Below are 17310 nucleotides of genomic sequence, written 5' to 3'. Positions count from 1 at the left end.
CACAAACACAAAATAAATCCGGTGGGGTATCAGATTGCGATTCAGCGTGAGGGCGGGTTGTCGTTGGGGCCCCCCCGCCCGCTTGCGCGCGGGGGGGGGGGGGGGGGGGGGGGCCCCCCCCCCCCCACGCCGGGGTTCGCGGCGCCCGCTGCGCGGCGGGGACGCGGGAGGCGAGTCTCGGGGAAGAGGACTCGCGCGGTGTCCGATCGCCGGTGGGTGTCTGCGCTTCGTCACCCGGGCGATTCGGACAATCGGAACGTTAGCGATGTAGTAGCTGAATTGCGCTGCGAGCAAGCGAATTAGGGGATTGTTAGGGGAACCCCCGCCTTTCGGCCTCGATCCTGGACAGCCGACTGATTGCCGGAGATCGCGAATTGCGTTGGCGGGGTTACTGGTTCGCACCGAGTAGTCCCGATACGCGCATGTCGGGGGTGCTGAACCCGGACACTTGCCTCTATGCGCCAATGGCGTCGCAGTTTTCTCATTCATCCCGTTCATCTGGGGAGATGATCGACAATGATCCGCTCACGCACCTCGGCCGTGTCCGTGTTCGCCACCTGTAGCGCCGCGGCCGCGGCGCTCGTGCTCGCCGCGCCCGACGCGTCGGCCTACGTCAGCAGCGTGACCATCGCGACCGGCACCAGCATCGGCGGCGGCTACGGCACCAACTGCGCCTACACGGTCACCGTCAACGGCAGCCCCAACGAGTACGTGTGGCTCTACGACAGCGCCTCGGCGACGTTCAGTCCGCAGCAGTTCAGCCTGGGTAGCGGCGGCACCGCCACCTCGAGCTGGACGCCGACCTCCACGGGCACCCATTACGTGCAGGCCTGGACCTACAACGGCTCGCAGTGGGCGGTGGTCACGGTCGGCACCGGCATCAACCTCGGCAGCGCGTGCGTGGTCACCAAGTGAGCCGGTCCGGGGCCGGGTGTGCGCTCACACCCGGGCCCGGGCATTACTCTTGACCCGGTGCAGACCGAGCAGCCTCCCGCCGAGGAGCCCCGCATCTGGGGCGGAACGACCCTCACCGAACGCCGTGAGGCGCGCCGCACCGCGCTGCTCGAGGCCGCACTGGACCTGATCGGCGAATCCGGGGCGGGCGCGGTCACCATGCGCGCGGTGTGCCGGCGCGCCACGCTGACCGACCGCTACTTCTACGAATCCTTCGCCAGCCGCGACGAACTGCTCGACGTGCTGTATCGCCAGATCGCCGACGAGTTCCTGGATCCGATGACGGCGTTCGCGGTCGCCGATGATCGCGATCGGGATCGCGCGCTGTCGGAAGCGCTGGTGGACAAGGTGCTGCAGGATCCGCGCAAGTCACGGCTGTTCCTGGTGGAGCCGTATTCGTCGACGGGGCTGGGACAGACCACGATCGCGGTGATGCCCGCGTTCACCCGCCTGATCCAGGATCACCTGTTCGCCCACATCGACGATCCGGTGCGGCGGCGGCTGGCCGCGGTCACCATGGCCAGCGGTAATGCGGGCATGTTCTCGGCGTGGCTCAATGGCACGCTGCGCGCCACGCGCGATCAGATCGTGGACCATCTGGTGGCGACCATCGACGCCTATCGCGGCATGTATCGCTGACTCTCCCACCGGCCCGGTTGCGGCGTGGATGCGGGCGACCGCGGTCACATCGGGTTGCGAGGCGCGGCGCGGAGGTGTTTACTCGCTGACGCAAGGTGCCGTCGTTAGCTGAGGCTCCTTCACGGATACAGGCCGGCGATCCCGAACGTCGAGAGACGCCCCGGATCAGGACAGGCTTCCCCGAGCTAAGGGGATGCCCCGACCGGCTCCCGCCCTGGTGGCGGGTTACGCCGTGGAGTGCTGAAGGTCTTACGAGGGGTGGTACCCGTGCCGGCGATTCCCCGCCGGTCCCACTCCCCCGGCATGTACGCGACCTGGTGGTCGCGCTGCGCCTGTGTGTCGAGGAGGTGGTGGTCGTGCCCGATGGACCGGACCGAGTTCCGTTAGCCAATCGTTCACCAGGCGACACTCCATTAATCCTCCGGCCGCTGCCGCACACCCGGTAGCGTCCGACTTCGAGTGCGCCGTCATCCGCTGGGAGATCGAGATGACCACCTGGGAAATGCTGCTCCGCCTGGCCACCGGTGTCGGGTTGGGCGCGATCATCGGATTCGAGCGCCAGTTCCGGGCTCGCATGGCCGGGCTGCGCACCAACGCACTGGTCGCCGCCGGTGCGACCCTGTTCGTGCTGCTGTCCGCGCACGGCTTCAACGGCGCCACCGCCGACCCGACTCGCGTTGCGGCGCAGATTGTTTCGGGTATCGGCTTCCTGGGCGCGGGCGTGATCCTGCGCGACGGGTTCAATATCCGCGGCCTCAATACCGCTGCCACGCTGTGGTGTTCGGCCGCGGTCGGCGCGCTGGCGGGTGCGGGCATGTACTCGACGGCCGCGGCGGGCACGGTCGCGGTGGTGGTGGTCAATACCGCGCTGCGCACGGTCGCCCGGTCGGTGGATCGTCCGCTCGCCGACGGCACCGACGCGCAGGACGCTCTGTACGCCTTCCACGCCGACACCGACGACGCGCACGAGGCACAGGTGCGGGCGTTGCTGGTGCAGTCGTTGACGCGCACCGACTTCCGGCTGGTGTCCATCTCCAGTCATGACACGTCCCCGGGGCGGGTGCAGGTGCGGGCCGAGCTCACCGGCGATCGTCGCGACGATCGCCAGATGGAGTCCGCGGTGAGCCGTCTGAGCCTGGAGCCGTCGGTGACCAGCGTCGGCTGGCGCACGGTGCCGCGGCCGGTGGAAGCCGAGCAGTGAGCTCAATCGAATTCGACAGTGTCCCGACGCGGGATTCATCTTGTCGTACAGGAGGTTCGGCACCCATCGGGCCAAACCAGAAACCGGAGGTTCTATTTCCCCTTCCAACATATAGCGCACCCGGGGGCTTGCCGCAAGGCCGGGGGCATGCCGCAGAATCGCTGCTCGTAGTCGATCAACCGCGGAAAACAGGAGTGTGGATTGCGAGTCATGGACACCGATGTGATCATCGTCGGCGCCGGCCCGACCGGGCTGATGCTGGCCGGTGAACTGCGCCTGGCCGGAGTACGGCCGCTGGTGCTGGAGCGGCATCCGCAACTCTGGGATGTGCCGAAGGCCAGTGGGATCGGTGGCCGGATTCTGGATTTGCTGCGGTATCGCGGATTGCTGGATCGGTTCGAGGCCGCCAGCGCCGATCCGTATCCGCCGTTGCGGTTGCCGTTCGGCGGGATGCACATGGACTTCACGCGGATGGCGGAAGCGCCGATGAAGGTGCTGCCGATGGCACAGATGGAGATCGAACGACTGCTCGCTGAACGCGCCGGCGAATTGCGGGCGGAGATCCGGCGTGGGCATCGAGTGGACGTGGTGCGGCAGGACGATGAGACGGTGACCGCGGAGGTGACCGGGCCGGACGGGGCGTACACGGTGACGGCGCGGTATCTGGTCGCTTGCGATGGTGGGCGCAGCCGTATTCGCGAGATGGCGGGAATCGTTTTCTCCGGCACCACTTATCCGGAGGTCGTGCGGCTGGCTCAGGTGTCGGTGGGCGACGGCGTGACCGTGTACGAGAACGGCGACCTCGAGGTGCCCGGATTCGGGCGGGTCGCAGCGGGATTCACCCGGACCGAGAACGGTCAGCTGGCCTTCGCGAGCACGCCGGACGGAGCGCTGCACCTGTCGACCACCGAGGACGAGACCGCGGAATACGACGACGATGTACCGATGACCCTGGACGAACTGCAGGACAGCGTTCGCCGGGTGCTGGGTGCGGAGATTCCGATGAGGGACGCGAAGCGGTTGTCGCGCTTCACCTTCAAGGATCGGCAGGCCGAACAGTACCGGGCCGGGCGGATCATGGTAGCCGGTGACGCCGCGCATCTGTTCCCATCCACCGGTGTCGCGCTCAATGCGGGCATGCTCGACACGGTGAACCTGGCGTGGAAGCTGGGCGCCGAGATCAATGGCTGGGCGCCGGAAGGTCTGCTGGACACCTACCACGAGGAGCGGCACGCGGCCGGTGCGCGCACCCGCATGCAGGCTCGGGCGCAGGTGGCGTTGCGGCGTGGGCAGGATGCCGCGTCCGAAGGCCTGCGGCAGTTGTTCCAGGAACTGACCACCGACGAGCCGGCGTTGCGGCGGGTGGGTGACCTGATCGCGGGCAACTGCACCCGGTACCCCCAGTCCGGATCCGACCGGCACGCCCTGATCGGCGCTTTCGCGCCCGATCTCGTGCTGCACACCGAGCAGGGCGAGAGCAGCGTCGCCGTGCTCATGCGCACCGCCCGGCCGATTCTGCTGATCCTCGCCGAGCGCCCGGAGCTTCGGGAGATCGCCGAAGCCTGGCAGGACCGCGTCGAAATCCACACCGCCACAACGGAGGAGCGGCCCGAGGCCGCGCTGCTCATCCGCCCGGACGGCCACATCGCCTGGGCCGCGCCCATCGAGGAACCCGCCGGATCTGCCGCGGAATCGCTGCGCGAAGCGCTCGGAGGTTGGTTCGGTGCACCGCTGACGGCGGCCGTTCAGTAATCCAGAATCGGCGGCTGCGATCCTGAACGCCGCATCGCAGCCGCCGCAGCGGCGATCTCAGCAATAGCGGATGCTCTGCACCACACCAGGTTCCGGCCACCGGGCCAGGTTCAGACCATGGCCGAGGGGATGACGGAGGTGAGCCCGCCGTCCACAAGCAGATCCTGGCCGGTGATGTAGGAGGCGTCAGCGGAGGCCAGGAACGCGACCGCAGCGGCCACATCGCCGGAGGTGCCGATGCGACCGAGCGCCACCCGCGAAGCCGCCTCAGCTTGGGTCTCCGGCGTGGTCTCGGCACGGAAGGCCGGGGTATCGGTGTAGCCGGGGCTGATGGAATTCACCCGAATCCCCTTGGGCGCCAACTCCGCCGCGAGCGTACGCGCCAGCGAATCGATCGCGGCCTTGGTGGCGGTATAGAGAGCGGTACCAGGCGCACCCCGATAGGTGGCGAACGAGGCATTGATGACGATCGCACCACCCGCCGACATCAACGGCAGCACGTGCTGGATGGTGAAGAACACCGACTTGAAGTTGAGCGCCACAATCCGATCGAACTCATCGGGAGTGACGCCGGTGAACGACTGAAACGCCCCAACCCCCGCATTCACGAACGCCACATCCAGCCGCCCGAACCGCTCTGTGGCAGTATGGGCCAGCGCAGCAAGATCCTCGCTGCCGGTCACATCGCCAGGGACGGCGATGGCACGCTCCCCCAGCTCAGCGACAGCTGCGTCGAGCCGGCTCTTGTCCCGCCCAGTGATGATCACCTCCGCACCTTCGGCAATGAGGCGCTGCGCCGTGGCCAGCCCCATGCCACTACTACCCCCGGTGATGAGTGCGATCTTGTTCTCGAAGCGGGATCCTTTGTGCGTCATGCCTTCAGCGTGCCGGGCGACGCAGTGGGCAAACAGTGCGTGCTTATCGTGGGTGTGACACCACCACCTTCACGTGGCTGCGCTCCTGCTGGATGGCCCCGACGCGCCAACAGCGAGTGAGTCAGAGCCAGGGTGAGGGTGTGCCGCGGCCTCCGTGTCCGCCGGTGGGTGCGATGTCGGTGATTCGGGCGAGGTCCGCGGCGCTGAGGTTGAGGTCCGCGGCCGCGATGTTGTCGGTGACGCGGTCGGGATTGCGAGAGCCGGGGATCGGGACGATGTAGTCCTTCTGCGCCAGGAGCCAGGCCAGCGCCAGCTGGGACACGGTGGCGCCGTGGGATTTCGCGAGCTCGGTGAGCTGCTCGACGATGTCGATGTTGGCGGCGTAGTGCTCCGGGCTCCACCAGGGCAGTCGGCGGCGGAAGTCGGTGGGGTCGTAGTCGTCGATCGGTTGCACGGCGCCCGTGAGGAAGCCGCGGGCGAGCGGGGAATAGGCGACGAATCCGATGCCGAGTTCCTCGAGCAGCCCGAACAGCGGTTCGGCGTCGCGGGCGAAGATCGAGTACTCGGTCTGCAACGCCGAGATCGGGTGCACCGCATGGGCTTTGCGGATCTGTTCGGGCCCGGCCTCGGACAGTCCGAGGTATTTCACCTTGCCCGCCGCGACGAGCTCGGCCATGGCGCCCACGACGTCCTCGATCGGGACCGCCGGGTCCACGCGGTGCTGATACAGCAGATCGATGCTGTCCACGGCGAGGTTGCGCAGACTGTTCTCCACGACCTCGCGGATGTGCTCGGGGCGCGAATCGGTGCCGAACTCGCGAGTGAACCCGAATTTGGTGGCGATCACCACCTCGTCGCGCACCGGGGCCAGGGCGCGGCCCAGCAGCCTCTCCCCCTCACCCCACCCGTACATCTCGGCGGTGTCGAAGAAGTCGACGCCGAGCTCGTGTGCTCGCCGAATCGCGGTGACCGACCGCTCGTCGTCGAGAGCTCTACCGCTTCATCGCCGCTCAGGAACTCGACGCCGTCGCCGAGGCCACCCGCCTGGACCCGACCGACCTACCGGGCTACGCGGGCCGCATCCACGACTACTTCACCGCCCACCGCGAGAACCTTCTCCTGATGCGCTGGGGCCAACTCGAATTCGCCGGCACCGATCCCGACGACGCCACCCGCGACACCGTGATCCGCAAGACCGCGCAGATCCGCCGCGCACAGCAGGATGGACACCTCGATCCGTCCTGGGATCCACTCGACATCCTGATGTTCGTCAATCAACTCGCCATGGCCTGGGCCGACCAGCCGGGCCTGAACAACTCCGCCGCCACCGGTACGCCGTCGGAGTTCGCCCTCGCGCGCCGCGCGGCCATCGTGACCGCTGTCGAAAGACTTTTCCCCGCAACCCGTTCCACCACAGACGACCGCCCGGACCCCTAGACGTTCATCCAGGGCGCGCCAGTCGACATGCCCGTCACGCGGGTGGTGCCAGGCGGAGGCGGTGGAGGTGGTCGAGGGCTTCGGCGGTGCCGGTGCTCGGGCGGGGGTTGTAGAGGACCATGTGTTGGCCGGGGCGGTCGGCGAGGGTCAATGTGGTGGTGTCGAAGTGGAGTTCGCCTACTTCGGGGTGTTGGAGGGCGTTGACTGCTTGGGTGGGGGTGCCGACGTCGTGGCGGGACCACAAGGCCGCGAATTCGGGGCTGCGGTGGGCCAGGTCGGTGATGATGGCGTCGAAGCCGGGGTCGTCGGGGCAGGGGGCGGTGTCGGCGCGGTAGGCGGCGACGACGGCGGGGGCGGCCTGCTGCCAGTGGTCGGTCATGGCCAGGTAGCGGGGGTTGGTGAAGTAGGTGATGAGGCAGTTGTGGCCGGGGCCGTCGTAGCCGAAGACGGCGCGGGCGGCGTCGTTGTAGGCCAGGACGGTCCAGTAGCGGTTGCGCAGGACGGCGGGGCGGGTTCCCCAGGCGTCGAGCAGGTTGCGGGTTTCGGGGGTGATGTCGCTGCCGGTGTCGCCGCCGCGGCAGGGCGGGTTGAGGCCGGAAAGGATATAGAGGTGGGCGCGTTCGGTGTCATCGAGGAGCAGGGCGGCGGCGATGGCGTCGAGGACGTCAGTGGAGACGGTGATGTCGCGGCCCTGTTCGAGCCAGGTGTACCAGGAGACGCCGACTCCGGCGAGGAGGGCGAGTTCTTCGCGGCGCAGGCCGGGGGTGCGGCGGCGGCCGGCGGTGGGGAGTCCGACCTGGTCGGGGGTGATGCGGGCGCGTCTGTCGCGCAGGAACTCTCGCAGTTGGTCGCGGCGCGCACCCGGGGTGGTCATATCTCACGCTAACAATCACGGGGGCCCCTTTCGTTCCGGCGGCGGTTAGCATGTGACCGGATTTCGGGTTTCGAGGGGGTGCGATGCGGCAGATTCTGGTGGCGGCGCTGGTGGCGCTGGTGGTGTCGATCACGGTGACGCCGTTGCTGATTCGGCTGTTCACGCGGCAGCGGTGGGGGCAGGCGATCCGCTCGGACGGCCCGTCGAGTCATCTGTCCAAGCGGGGCACCCCGACCATGGGCGGGGTGGCGATCCTGGTCGCGATCTGGTGCGGGTACGGGGCGGCGTCGCTGGTGGGGCGGCATTTCGACGGGCGGGGCGCGTCGGCGTCGGGGCTGCTGGTGCTGGGGTTGGCGACGGCGTTGGGCGCGGTGGGGTTCGCCGATGACGCGATCAAGTTGTCGCAGCGGCGCTCGCTGGGGTTGACGGCGTCGGGCAAGATGGTCGGGCAGTTGTGCGCGGCGGTGGTGTTCGGGGTGCTGGCGTTGCGGTTCCGCGGCGGGTCGGGGCTGACGCCGGGCAGCAAGCAGATCTCGATCGTGCGCGACATCTCGACGGTGTCGCTGGCGGTGGCGGGGTTTCTGCTGGTGGCGTGCATCATCGTGGTGGCGTGGTCGAACGCGGTCAATATCACCGACGGTCTGGATGGTTTGGCGGCCGGTTCGGTGGGGTTGGCGCTGGGTTCGTATGTGCTGATCACGTTCTGGCAGTATGCGCACGCGTGCGCGACCAGGGCGGTGCCGGGCTGCTACACGGTGCGTGATCCGCTGGATCTGTCGGTGGTGTGCGCGGCGGGCGCGGCGGCGTGCGTGGGATTCCTGTGGTGGAACGCGGCTCCGGCGAAGATCTTCATGGGCGACACGGGGTCGCTGGCATTGGGCGGACTGCTGGCCGGGTTGTCGATCACCACGCGCACCGAACTGCTGATGGTCGCGGTCGGCGCGTTGTTCGTGGCCGAGATCGCGTCGGTGGCCTTGCAGATCGTCATGTTCCGCACCACCCGCACCCGGGTGTTCAAGATGGCCCCGTTCCATCATCATTTCGAGCTGACCGGCTGGCCGGAGACCACGGTGATCATCCGGTTCTGGCTGCTGGCGGCGATTTCGGCGGCGACGGGGCTGCTGTTCTTCTACGCCGAGCACCTGGCCTCGTCGGGGCCGCGGCGCTGAGAAACGCGAAAGCCCACCCGGGACAAGGGTTTCCGGGTGGGCTTTCGACGGTGTCAGCTCAGTGCACGACCGCGGGTGCGTCGGCCGCGGCCGGGGTCGCCGGTTTGGTGCGCGGCAGGAAGAACGCCGGGATCAGCGTCGCCAGCAGCAGCACGGTGGCCACCACGAAGGTGTGGGCGAACGCCTGGGCGGCTTGATCGAAGCCGTCGGCGAGGACCTGCGGCGGAACCTGCTGGGAGATGCGCGGATCGTAGTTCGATCCGATGGCCATCTTGGCTTCGGGCCGGTGGTTGAGCAGGGTGGTCAGCACCACGGAAATGGTTGCGGTGCCGATGGATCCGGCCGTCTGGTTGACGATGTTCATCAGGGTGGAACCCCGCGCGACCTCACCGTGGGTGAGGGTCTGGATGGCGGCGGTCATGGTCGGCATCATGGTGCAGCCCATGCCCAGACCCATGATGAACAGCACCCCGCACAGCATCGGGTAGGGGGTGTCGGCCTTGACCTGCGTCAGCGCGGCCATCGACAGCGTCATGATCGAGATGCCGGTGAGCACGATCTTGCCGGGCCCGATCTTGTCGACCAGGCGGCCGGCGATCGGCATGGTCAGCATCGCACCCAAGCCTTGCGGTGCGATGAGCAGACCGGCGGCCAGGGTGGATTCACCGCGCACCTGCTGCAGATACGAGGGCAGCAGCAGACCGGAGCCGAAGAACGCCATGGCGAACAGGGTCATGGTCATGACCGCGTAGCGCAGCGATTTGTTCTTGAACAGCCGCAGGTCGATGAGCGGGTGTTCGGTGCGCAGCGCGTGGAAGACGAACGCGATCAGCAAACCCGCGCCGACGATGGCGGGGATGAGCACCTTGGCCGACTTGATCGTGCCTTCACCGGGGATCGAGGACACACCGAACAGGAAGGCGGCCAGACCGGGCGAGGCGAGCAGCATGCCCAGGAAGTCGAAGCTCTGCGACGGTTCGGGATTGTCGCGCGGGAAGATCGTGTAGGCCAGCACCAGGGCGATGATGCCGATGGGCAGGTTGATCAGGAAGATCCAGTGCCAGCTGAAGGAGTCGATGAGCCAGCCGCCCAGGATGGGGCCGCCGATGGGGCCCAGCAGCATGGGCACGCCGAGCACGGCCATGACGCGGCCGATGCGGGTGGGGCCCGCGGCGTGGGTCATGATCGTCATACCCAGCGGCATGAGCATGCCGCCGCCGAGACCCTGAATGACGCGGAAGGCGATGAGGGACTCGATGTTCCAGGCCGTCGAGCACAGCACCGAGCCGATCACGAAGAACACCAGCGCCATCATGTAGAGGCGTTTGGTGCCGAATCGGTCGGCGGCCCAGCCGGTGAGGGGGATGACGGTGGCCAGCGCGAGGGTGTAGCCGGTCATGGACCAGGCGGCGATGGCGTAGGTCGTGTTGAAGTCGTGCTGGAAGGTGGGGATGGCGACGGTCACGACCGTGACGTCGAGGATCGACATGATGGCGCCGAGCACCACGACACCGGCGATTTTGAAGACGCCGATGTCCAGCTTGTCGTCGGCGGAGTCGGCCGCCTTGGTATCCGGAGGGGTGGTCACCGCTTCAGCCTGCCAGCCGGTCGGCCGTGAAACCAGCACATTTTTCTCTCGGTGCCCATGCGCAGGTCCTCTCTACCGCGGACAGGTCGCTTCGGAGTCGGATTCCCAAAGCATACCGAGCAGTAGCAACCTTGGAGCAAGTTCGTGGCGGACCGCCGAACCCTACGCGCACCGCGCGTACCCTGGCGTTCTCAGCGAAGTACGGCGAGGAGAACACTCTCGATGACCGACCCGGTAGTGGGCCTGACCGGTACGCTGACCTCGCCGATCCGGGGCGAGGGAGCTCTGGGTGAGGTGCAGGTCGCCATCCGAGGGGGAACCGAGCTCTACATCGCGCGTGCCCGCGAGCCGCTGTCCGCCGGTGCGTCGGTGCTGGTGGTCGCCGTTCATCCCGGTCGTGTCGTCGATGTTGTTGCGTGGGTCCCGCTTCCGGGCGATTGATTGTTCGGAAATGGTTCGAACCACGTTCGAGGGGAGTCACACACGATGCTGGGTTATCACGTACCCGATCCCGATGAGGCAATGCTGGTCAGCGGTGGCCGTCACGGCAAGGACGGCGGCGCGCCGTTCCGGGTGATCATCGGTCACGGCGCCTGGGTGGTGCCGTTGTTCCGCAAGGTGCGGTATCTGTCGCTGGCGATGTTCGAGGCCGAGATCGGGGAACGCTGCGTCACCAAGCAGGCCATCCAGCTCGATGTGCGGGCGGTGATCGCGTTCAAGGTCGCCAATGACGAGCAGTCGATCGTCAATGCGGCGCAACGGTTCCTGTCCGAGCAGGAGAAGGAGATGAGTGTGCTGACCGGGCGCATCTTCTCCGGTCATCTGCGCTCGATCGTGGGGTCGATGACGGTCGAGGAGATCATTCGCGAGCGCCAGAAGCTGGCCGACGAGGTGCTGGTGGCCTCGAAGGTGGAGATGAGCAATATCGGGTTGTGGGTGGACTCGTTCCAGATCCAGCACATCGACGACGGCAATCTGGGCTACATCACCGCCCTGGCCGCCCCGCACAATGCCGCGGTGCAGCGGGACGCGCAGATCGCGCAGGCCGCCGCCGCCCAGCTGGCCGCCCAGGCCGAGCAGGAGTCCCAGCGCAAGCAGGCCGAATACCAGCGCGAGACCGCGATCCTGCGCGCGCAGTATCAGCGCGATATCGACAAGGCCAATGCCGAAGCCGCGCAGGCGGGCCCGCTCGCGCAGGCCACCGCCATGCAGGAGGTGCTCGCCGCCCAGGCCGAGCAGGCGCGCAAGCAGGCGGAGCTGCGGGAGCAGCAGCTGCAGGCCGAGGTGGTCAAACCCGCTCTGGCAGAGGCGGATCGGGTGCGCATTCTCGCCGAGGCCGAGGCCGATCGCACCCGGATCCAGGCCGAGGCGGCGGCGTCGAACAATCGGATCGCGCTCGATCAGCTGTTGATCGAGCAGTTGCCCGAGATCGTCAAGCAGGCCGCGGGCGGGCTGTCGAAGGCGAACCTGACGGTGCTCAATGGTCCCGACGGGGTGTCGGAGATCGTCAACGGGATGGTGGGCCAGGGGTTGACGGTCTTCAATTCGTTGCAAAAGGCACTTTCCTCCAACAATGATCAGCCCGCGGACTAGAGTGACCGCCAGAGGGACGCGGCGACGAGGAGCGGGTGTTTAGGTGTCCATCGGGAAATTGGTGTCGTTCGACAGCTCTCGGGGTTTCGGGTTCATCCGTCCGGAAGACGGCGGCCCGGATGTGTTCGTGCATGTCAACGACATCGGGTTGGATGAGGACGAGCTGCGCCAGGGGCGGGTTTTCGAATTCGATGTGACCGAGGGTGATCGGGGTCCGAAGGCGATCAATCTGGCGGTGGTGCCCGGTCAGGCGGCCGCGCCGGTGCGGCACAAGGCCAAGGAGCATCGCGCGGCGGGCCAGATGACCGCGGCCGAGCATCGCCGGTTGATCACCGAACTGCTGTTGGACGCCTCGCCGCAGCTGACGGCGGCGGAGATCATCACGATTCGGGATCGGCTCACCTCCTTTGCCGACGCGCACGGGTGGCTCGAAAACTGACCGGTTCGCATTACGATCGGTCTCGGATCCGCCGCGAACCGAGGAGGCCGTGTGCTGTTGCCCGTCATGCCGCCGGTGAAACCGATGCTGGCCAAATCGGTGTCGGAGCTGCCCCGGGATCCGGGGCTGCGGTTCGAACCGAAATGGGACGGCTTCCGCTGCATCGTGTTCCGCGACGGACCCGAGATCGAGCTGGGTTCCCGCAATGATCGGCCCCTGACCCGGTATTTCCCCGAACTGGTGGAACTACTGGGTCAGGCGCTGCCGCCGCGGTGCGTGGTGGACGGGGAGATCGTGGTCGTCACCGAGAACGGCCTGGATTTCGACACGCTGCAGCAGCGGCTGCATCCGGCGGCGTCGCGGGTGAAGAAGCTGGCCGCGGAGACCCCCGCCAGTTTCGTGGGCTTCGACCTGCTGGCGTTGGGTGACGAGGATCTGACCGGGCGGCCGTTCGCCGAGCGGCGCGCACTGCTCGAGACGGTGCTCGACGGCTCACATCCGGGCACGCATCTGACGCCGATCACCGATGATCCCGATGTCGCCGCGGACTGGTTCACCCGGTTCGAGGGCGCGGGGTTCGACGGGGTGATGGCCAAGGCGTCGGATCTGGCGTATCTGCAGGACAAGCGGGTAATGCTCAAGATCAAGCATGAGCGGACCGCCGACTGTGTGGTCGCCGGGTTCCGCTGGCACAAGGACGGCCAAGGGGTGGGATCGCTGCTGCTGGGCCTGTTCGACGGCGAGGGCAATCTGCATCATGTCGGGGTGGCGTCGTCGTTCACCGCGGCCCGGCGCAAGGAACTGGTCGACGAGCTGGCCCCGCTGCGGGAGAACGCCCTGGAGAACCATCCGTGGCGTTCCTGGGCCGATGCCGCCGCCCAGGCCAAGGCCGACGGGAAGATGCCGGGCGGGGTGAGCCGCTGGACCGGCGGCAAGGATCTGTCGTGGGAGGCGTTGCGGCCGGAGCTGGTGGCGGAGGTGCGCTACGAGCATGTGATGGCCGGGCGGTTCCGCCACGGCGGGCGGCTGGCGCGGTTCCGCAGTGACCGCACCCCCGAATCGTGTACCTACGCTCAGCTCGACGAGGTCGCGCCCGCCGAGCTGGCCGATATCTTCGCCGAGGCCAGAAACTCGAAAGGGACCGCGCGGTGAGTGATTCGGTGCAGATCGAGGTCGCCGGGCGCACGGTGCCGGTGTCGAATCCGGGCAAGGTGTATTTCTCCAAGCGCGGGGACACCAAGCTGGATCTGGTGAATTACTATCTGGCCGTTGCCGATCCGATCATGCGGACCATCGGCGGGCGGCCGGTGCTGCTGGAGCGCTACCCGGACGGGGCGTCGGGCAAGTCGTGGTTCCAGAAGCGGGTTCCGTCCTCGGCGCCGGACTGGTTGCAGACCACGGTCGTGTCCACCCCCAACGGCACCACCAGTGACGCGCTGGTCGCGGTCGATATGGCGCACATCGTGTGGGCGGTCAACCTGGGCTGCTTGGGTTTCCACGTCTGGCCCACCCACGCCGGCGCCGAGGCGGCGTCCACGTTCCCGCCGGTGCTCGACGCGGCGGGGAATGTGCTGCCGCCCACCGGTGTCACCGATGAGCTGCGCATCGATCTGGATCCCTCCCCCGGCATCGGTTTCGACGATCTGCGGGCCGCGGCGTTCGCGACCCGCGAGCTGTGCACCGAACTGGGTATCGATGTGCGCGTGAAGACCTCCGGTTCGCGGGGCCTGCACCTGTACGCGATGTTGAAGCCGGAATGGGACGGCTACCAGGTTCGGGCGGCGGCGGTCGCGCTGGCGCGTGAACTCGAACGCCGCCACCCCGACGACATCACCGCCGCGTGGTGGAAAGAGGAGCGCGGCTCGCGGGTGTTCGTCGATTTCAACCAGAATGCCCCGCACAAAACGGTTTTCGGCGCGTGGTGCGCGCGCCCGAAGGTCGGCGCGCAGGTCTCGACCCCGATCTCCTGGGACGAGCTGGCCACGATCGTGCCCGATGACCTGACCATCGCCACCGTCCCGGCCCGTGTCGCCGAACTGGGCGATCCGTGGGCCGACCGCACCCCGCAGTCGCTGGCTCCGCTGTTGGAGATGTCGGACAAGGACATGGCCGCGGGCTTGATGGACGCCCCGTGGCCGCCGGTGTATCCGAAGATGCCCAATGAGCCGCCGCGCGTGCAGCCGAGCAAGGCCCGCAAGGACGCCGACTAGCTTCCGGGCGGCTCGTCACAGCACCGCCGCGGCCGTCACCGCCGATCCGACGAGGAACAGTGCCCACCCGCGGGCGCGACGCCGACGGGTGGCGGGCATGGGCTAGGCCGAGAGTGTCTGCGCGGGTGCGTGTTCGGTTCCCGCGCACCAGATCGTGCGGATGGCGCGGGTGGCGGTGATGTCGGCGAGGGGGTCGGCGTCGAGCAGGACCAGGTCGGCGCGCAGGCCCGGGGTGATGGCGCCGCGGTCGGTGAGGCCGAAGTGGCGGGCGGGCAGCGCGGTGGCGGCGTTGAGGGCGTCGGCGGGGCTGAGGCCGGCCCGGACGAGGAGCTCGAGTTCGTGGTGCAGGCTCGCGCCCTGGGGTGGGTGGACGGGGATGCCGGTCATCTGGTTGGCGTCGGTGCCGGCGAGGATGGGGACGCCCGCGGCGTGCAGGACGCCGACGGTCTTCAGTGACGCGGGGAAATACTGTGCGACGCCGTGGATGTCGGCGACGCCTTCCATCATGACGAGGGTGGGGATCACCACGTGGGCGCCGGTCGCCAGGCGATCGATGTCGGCGGCAGGCAGGCGGGCGCCGATGGGGACGTGGGTCAGGGCGTCGACTCCGGCGTCGATCGCCATGGCGTACGCGCCGGGGGTGGAGGTGTGGGCGACGACGGTCAGGCCGCGGGCGTGGGCGGCGGTGACGACGGCCTTGGTGGTGTCGGCGTCGGGCCCGCCTTCGCCGGGGGCTTCCAGGACCAGCTTGATGTAGTCGCTGCCGGTCGAGACGCGCTGCGCCACCATGGCTTCGGCGTCGTCGGGGTGAGCGATGCCGGCGACGTCGGCGATGCCGGGGACGTGGGCGTGCACGCCCGCGGAACCGATGATCGGCGCTCCGGCGCAGCGCAGGGTGGTCGTGGCGGTGCGGGCGCGCGCCTGCTCGATCAGGGCGGTGTCGACCGATCCCATGTCGAGTGCGGTCGTGACGCCGTGGGCGGCATAGGTATCCAGCGCGTGCGGACTGTCGAGGTGGATGTGGGCGTCGATGAGGCCCGGGATGAGGATGGCCCCGTCGGCGTCGAGGTGTTCGGCGCCGACGGGGTCGGTTCCGATGACGGTGCCGTCGATGACGACCGTGGTCGGTGCGGTGATGGTGTGGCCGTCGAAGATTCGGACGTTTCGGATGGCCAGCTTGTGGTTCGACTCCCCCTGCATGCAGCCAATCTAGAACCCGTTGCAGCAGTGGGCAAGATCGACTCGCGGGTCAGGCGGCTCCGGCGGTGCGCTCGACGGCGAGTGCGGCGGGTTGGCGGGCGCCGCGCAGGATCAGGTGCAGCAGGGCCACGAAAAGGGTTTGGTCGACCGGACTCCAGCCCGCGGACATGCGGTTGTGCACGAATCCGACGGCCACACCGGAGTCGGGGTCGGCCCAGCCCATCGATCCGAACAACCCCATGTGCCCGTAGCCGCGCGGGGCGTGCGGGGACGGGAAGCTGTGGTAGCCGACGTGCCAGAACGGGATGACCAGGGCGCGGTCGAGCTGGTAGGTGCGGATTCGTTGCAGGCCCCGAACGGTTTCCGGCGACAGGTAGGTGCGGCCGTCGACGGTGCCGCCGCCTGCGAGGGCGCTGTACATCTTGGCCAGGGCGGGCGCGGTGCACACGGCATTGCCGGCGGGCAGGGCGGTGTCGAGGATGGTGGGGCGGTCGCCGCGGAAGATCGATTCCAGGCCGGGGACGTAGATGGAGGAGATCGGGGAGCGCAGCAGGCGCGGCAGTTGCGGGACGGCGGTGGCGACCGGGCCCGGAATGGTGTGCTCGGCCAGGTTTTTCAGCGATCCGACCAGGTCGGCGGGGCGGGTGCGGGATCCGGCGGGTGGGCGGCCCAGGTGGATGCCGTCGACGCCGAGGGGTTCGGCGACCTCGCTGCGGTAGAGGCGGGTCATGTCGTGGCCGGTGATGGCGCGGGCGAGGCCGGCCATGAGCCAGCCGATGGTGAGTGCGTGGTAGATCGGTTTGCCCAGCAGGTGATCGGGTTTCGCGGCCGCGAGGCGTTGTTCCATGAGTTCGTGGTCGAGGACTTCGTCGGGGGTGACGGCGGGCAGGCCCGAGAGTCCGGCGCGGTGGCTGAGCAGTTCGGTGACGGTGATCCGGCCTTTGCCGTTGGCGGCGAATTCGGGCCAGTACTCGGCGACGGGGGCGTCGTAGTCGAGCAGGCCACGATCGGCCAGGCGCGCGAGGACGGTGGCCGAGACACCTTTGGACGCGGAGTACACCATGGCGCCGGTGTCGGCGGTCCAGGGTGTGCCGTGGGCGTCGGCGGCGCCGGCGTGGATGTCGACGACCAGTTCGCCGTCCTGATACACCGCGAGTGCGCCGCCGTTGCCGCGGCGTCCGGCCAGGACGCGGGCGAATGTCCGTATGGCGGAATCGAATCGGGGGTCGGCGGCGCCGTGTACTCCGGCGGGCAGTCCGGCAGCGGTGGCGGAGCTGTGGGTCGTCATCGATCCACGGTAGCGGCGCCACCACCACCCCGGCAAGGTGTGTCTGGGACAATTTTGGCGCGGGATTGGGGGTTTCGGACCTGGCGAAGTG

17 protein-coding genes and 1 riboswitch are annotated in these 17310 nt (G+C 68.2%); of the genes, 11 read left to right on the top strand and 6 right to left on the bottom strand.

Annotated elements, in window-relative coordinates:
- Positions 1-516: 516 nt before the first annotated feature.
- From ACWEOI_RS30690 to ACWEOI_RS30675, 4 genes are all read left to right on the top strand, one after another.
- Positions 517-915 (top strand): hypothetical protein, encoded by a 399-nt coding sequence (locus ACWEOI_RS30690; RefSeq protein WP_433673139.1) that lies wholly within the window; start codon positions 517-519, stop codon positions 913-915.
- Between the two features lie 57 nt (positions 916-972).
- Entirely contained in the window at positions 973-1593 is a 621-nt protein-coding gene (locus ACWEOI_RS30685) for a TetR family transcriptional regulator (protein WP_433673138.1), read from the top strand.
- A 93-nt stretch (positions 1594-1686) separates the two neighbouring features.
- A riboswitch (M-box (ykoK) riboswitch) is annotated at positions 1687-1860 on the top strand.
- A gap of 220 nt (positions 1861-2080) precedes the next feature.
- A complete protein-coding gene (locus ACWEOI_RS30680; RefSeq protein ID WP_433673137.1) occupies positions 2081-2794 on the top strand; it encodes an MgtC/SapB family protein in 714 nt (237 codons plus the stop codon).
- Positions 2795-3004: 210 nt separating this feature from the next.
- Positions 3005-4546 (top strand): FAD-dependent monooxygenase, encoded by a 1542-nt coding sequence (locus ACWEOI_RS30675; protein ID WP_452361830.1) that lies wholly within the window; start codon positions 3005-3007, stop codon positions 4544-4546.
- A gap of 110 nt (positions 4547-4656) precedes the next feature.
- Here the strand turns inward: ACWEOI_RS30675 and ACWEOI_RS30670 are convergent, their stop codons facing one another.
- Together ACWEOI_RS30670 and ACWEOI_RS30665 are read right to left on the bottom strand one after the other, a co-directional pair.
- On the bottom strand, positions 4657-5421 hold the full coding sequence (locus ACWEOI_RS30670; protein WP_452361829.1) for an SDR family NAD(P)-dependent oxidoreductase: 765 nt from the start codon (positions 5419-5421) through the stop codon (positions 4657-4659).
- A 121-nt stretch (positions 5422-5542) separates the two neighbouring features.
- Positions 5543-6382 carry an aldo/keto reductase gene (locus tag ACWEOI_RS30665; RefSeq protein ID WP_452361834.1) on the bottom strand — a complete coding sequence of 280 codons (840 nt, stop codon included), beginning with the start codon at positions 6380-6382 and terminating at the stop codon, positions 5543-5545.
- A gap of 41 nt (positions 6383-6423) precedes the next feature.
- Between ACWEOI_RS30665 and ACWEOI_RS30660 the strand changes: the two genes are divergently transcribed.
- Positions 6424-6858: a TetR/AcrR family transcriptional regulator gene (locus ACWEOI_RS30660; protein ID WP_452361833.1), complete on the top strand. Its 435-nt coding sequence runs from the start codon at positions 6424-6426 to the stop codon at positions 6856-6858.
- 34 nt (positions 6859-6892) lie between these two features.
- Here the strand turns inward: ACWEOI_RS30660 and ACWEOI_RS30655 are convergent, their stop codons facing one another.
- On the bottom strand, positions 6893-7732 hold the full coding sequence (locus ACWEOI_RS30655) for a helix-turn-helix transcriptional regulator (protein ID WP_452361828.1): 840 nt from the start codon (positions 7730-7732) through the stop codon (positions 6893-6895).
- Positions 7733-7815: 83 nt separating this feature from the next.
- Here ACWEOI_RS30655 and mraY point away from each other — a divergent pair, with 83 nt between their 5' ends.
- On the top strand, positions 7816-8901 hold the full coding sequence (gene mraY / locus ACWEOI_RS30650; RefSeq protein WP_452361827.1) for a phospho-N-acetylmuramoyl-pentapeptide-transferase: 1086 nt from the start codon (positions 7816-7818) through the stop codon (positions 8899-8901).
- A gap of 58 nt (positions 8902-8959) precedes the next feature.
- On the opposite strand, the gene ACWEOI_RS30645 is transcribed toward mraY, so the two are convergent.
- Complete coding sequence (locus tag ACWEOI_RS30645) at positions 8960-10489, bottom strand: DHA2 family efflux MFS transporter permease subunit (protein WP_452361826.1); 1530 nt, start codon at positions 10487-10489, stop codon at positions 8960-8962.
- Between the two features lie 222 nt (positions 10490-10711).
- Here ACWEOI_RS30645 and ACWEOI_RS30640 point away from each other — a divergent pair, with 222 nt between their 5' ends.
- Genes ACWEOI_RS30640 through ACWEOI_RS30620 form a run of 5 tightly spaced genes read left to right on the top strand, consistent with a single transcriptional unit; the run spans position 10712 to position 14731 of the window.
- On the top strand, positions 10712-10930 hold the full coding sequence (locus ACWEOI_RS30640; RefSeq protein ID WP_357082152.1) for a hypothetical protein: 219 nt from the start codon (positions 10712-10714) through the stop codon (positions 10928-10930).
- Between the two features lie 45 nt (positions 10931-10975).
- Entirely contained in the window at positions 10976-12082 is a 1107-nt protein-coding gene (locus tag ACWEOI_RS30635; RefSeq protein WP_452361825.1) for an SPFH domain-containing protein, read from the top strand.
- A 43-nt stretch (positions 12083-12125) separates the two neighbouring features.
- A complete protein-coding gene (locus ACWEOI_RS30630) occupies positions 12126-12521 on the top strand; it encodes a cold-shock protein (RefSeq protein WP_357082156.1) in 396 nt (131 codons plus the stop codon).
- Between the two features lie 51 nt (positions 12522-12572).
- The gene (locus ACWEOI_RS30625) at positions 12573-13673 is read left to right on the top strand and encodes an ATP-dependent DNA ligase (protein WP_452361824.1); all 1101 of its coding nucleotides are present in this window, start codon (positions 12573-12575) and stop codon (positions 13671-13673) included.
- Complete coding sequence (locus tag ACWEOI_RS30620) at positions 13670-14731, top strand: DNA polymerase domain-containing protein (RefSeq protein WP_452361823.1); 1062 nt, start codon at positions 13670-13672, stop codon at positions 14729-14731. Before ACWEOI_RS30625 ends, ACWEOI_RS30620 begins: the two co-directional genes overlap by 4 nt.
- 102 nt (positions 14732-14833) lie before the next feature.
- Here the strand turns inward: ACWEOI_RS30620 and ACWEOI_RS30615 are convergent, their stop codons facing one another.
- Positions 14834-15931: an amidohydrolase family protein gene (locus ACWEOI_RS30615; protein WP_452361822.1), complete on the bottom strand. Its 1098-nt coding sequence runs from the start codon at positions 15929-15931 to the stop codon at positions 14834-14836.
- Positions 15932-15980: 49 nt separating this feature from the next.
- Positions 15981-17219, bottom strand: a complete 1239-nt coding sequence (locus ACWEOI_RS30610; protein ID WP_433673126.1) for a serine hydrolase — start codon at positions 17217-17219, stop codon at positions 15981-15983.
- Positions 17220-17310 lie beyond the last annotated feature (91 nt).

It is taken from the genome of Nocardia sp. NPDC004340 (assembly GCF_053602575.1).
The sequence above is the reverse complement of the archived record's forward strand: the minus strand, read 5'-3'. Positions and strand labels throughout refer to the sequence as shown.

What these genes read in the sequence shown, in the direction of transcription:
- ACWEOI_RS30690 (WP_433673139.1), top strand. Translation starts at nt 517, where the DNA reads ATGATCCGCTCACGCACCTCGGCCGTGTCCGTGTTCGCCACCTGTAGC.
- ACWEOI_RS30680 (WP_433673137.1), top strand. Translation starts at nt 2,081, where the DNA reads ATGACCACCTGGGAAATGCTGCTCCGCCTGGCCACCGGTGTCGGGTTG.
- ACWEOI_RS30675 (WP_452361830.1), top strand. Translation starts at nt 3,005, where the DNA reads ATGGACACCGATGTGATCATCGTCGGCGCCGGCCCGACCGGGCTGATG.
- ACWEOI_RS30670 (WP_452361829.1), bottom strand. Translation starts at nt 5,421, where the DNA reads ATGACGCACAAAGGATCCCGCTTCGAGAACAAGATCGCACTCATCACC.
- ACWEOI_RS30655 (WP_452361828.1), bottom strand. Translation starts at nt 7,732, where the DNA reads ATGACCACCCCGGGTGCGCGCCGCGACCAACTGCGAGAGTTCCTGCGC.
- mraY (WP_452361827.1), top strand. Translation starts at nt 7,816, where the DNA reads ATGCGGCAGATTCTGGTGGCGGCGCTGGTGGCGCTGGTGGTGTCGATC.
- ACWEOI_RS30640 (WP_357082152.1), top strand. Translation starts at nt 10,712, where the DNA reads ATGACCGACCCGGTAGTGGGCCTGACCGGTACGCTGACCTCGCCGATC.
- ACWEOI_RS30635 (WP_452361825.1), top strand. Translation starts at nt 10,976, where the DNA reads ATGCTGGGTTATCACGTACCCGATCCCGATGAGGCAATGCTGGTCAGC.
- ACWEOI_RS30615 (WP_452361822.1), bottom strand. Translation starts at nt 15,931, where the DNA reads ATGCAGGGGGAGTCGAACCACAAGCTGGCCATCCGAAACGTCCGAATC.
- ACWEOI_RS30610 (WP_433673126.1), bottom strand. Translation starts at nt 17,219, where the DNA reads ATGACGACCCACAGCTCCGCCACCGCTGCCGGACTGCCCGCCGGAGTA.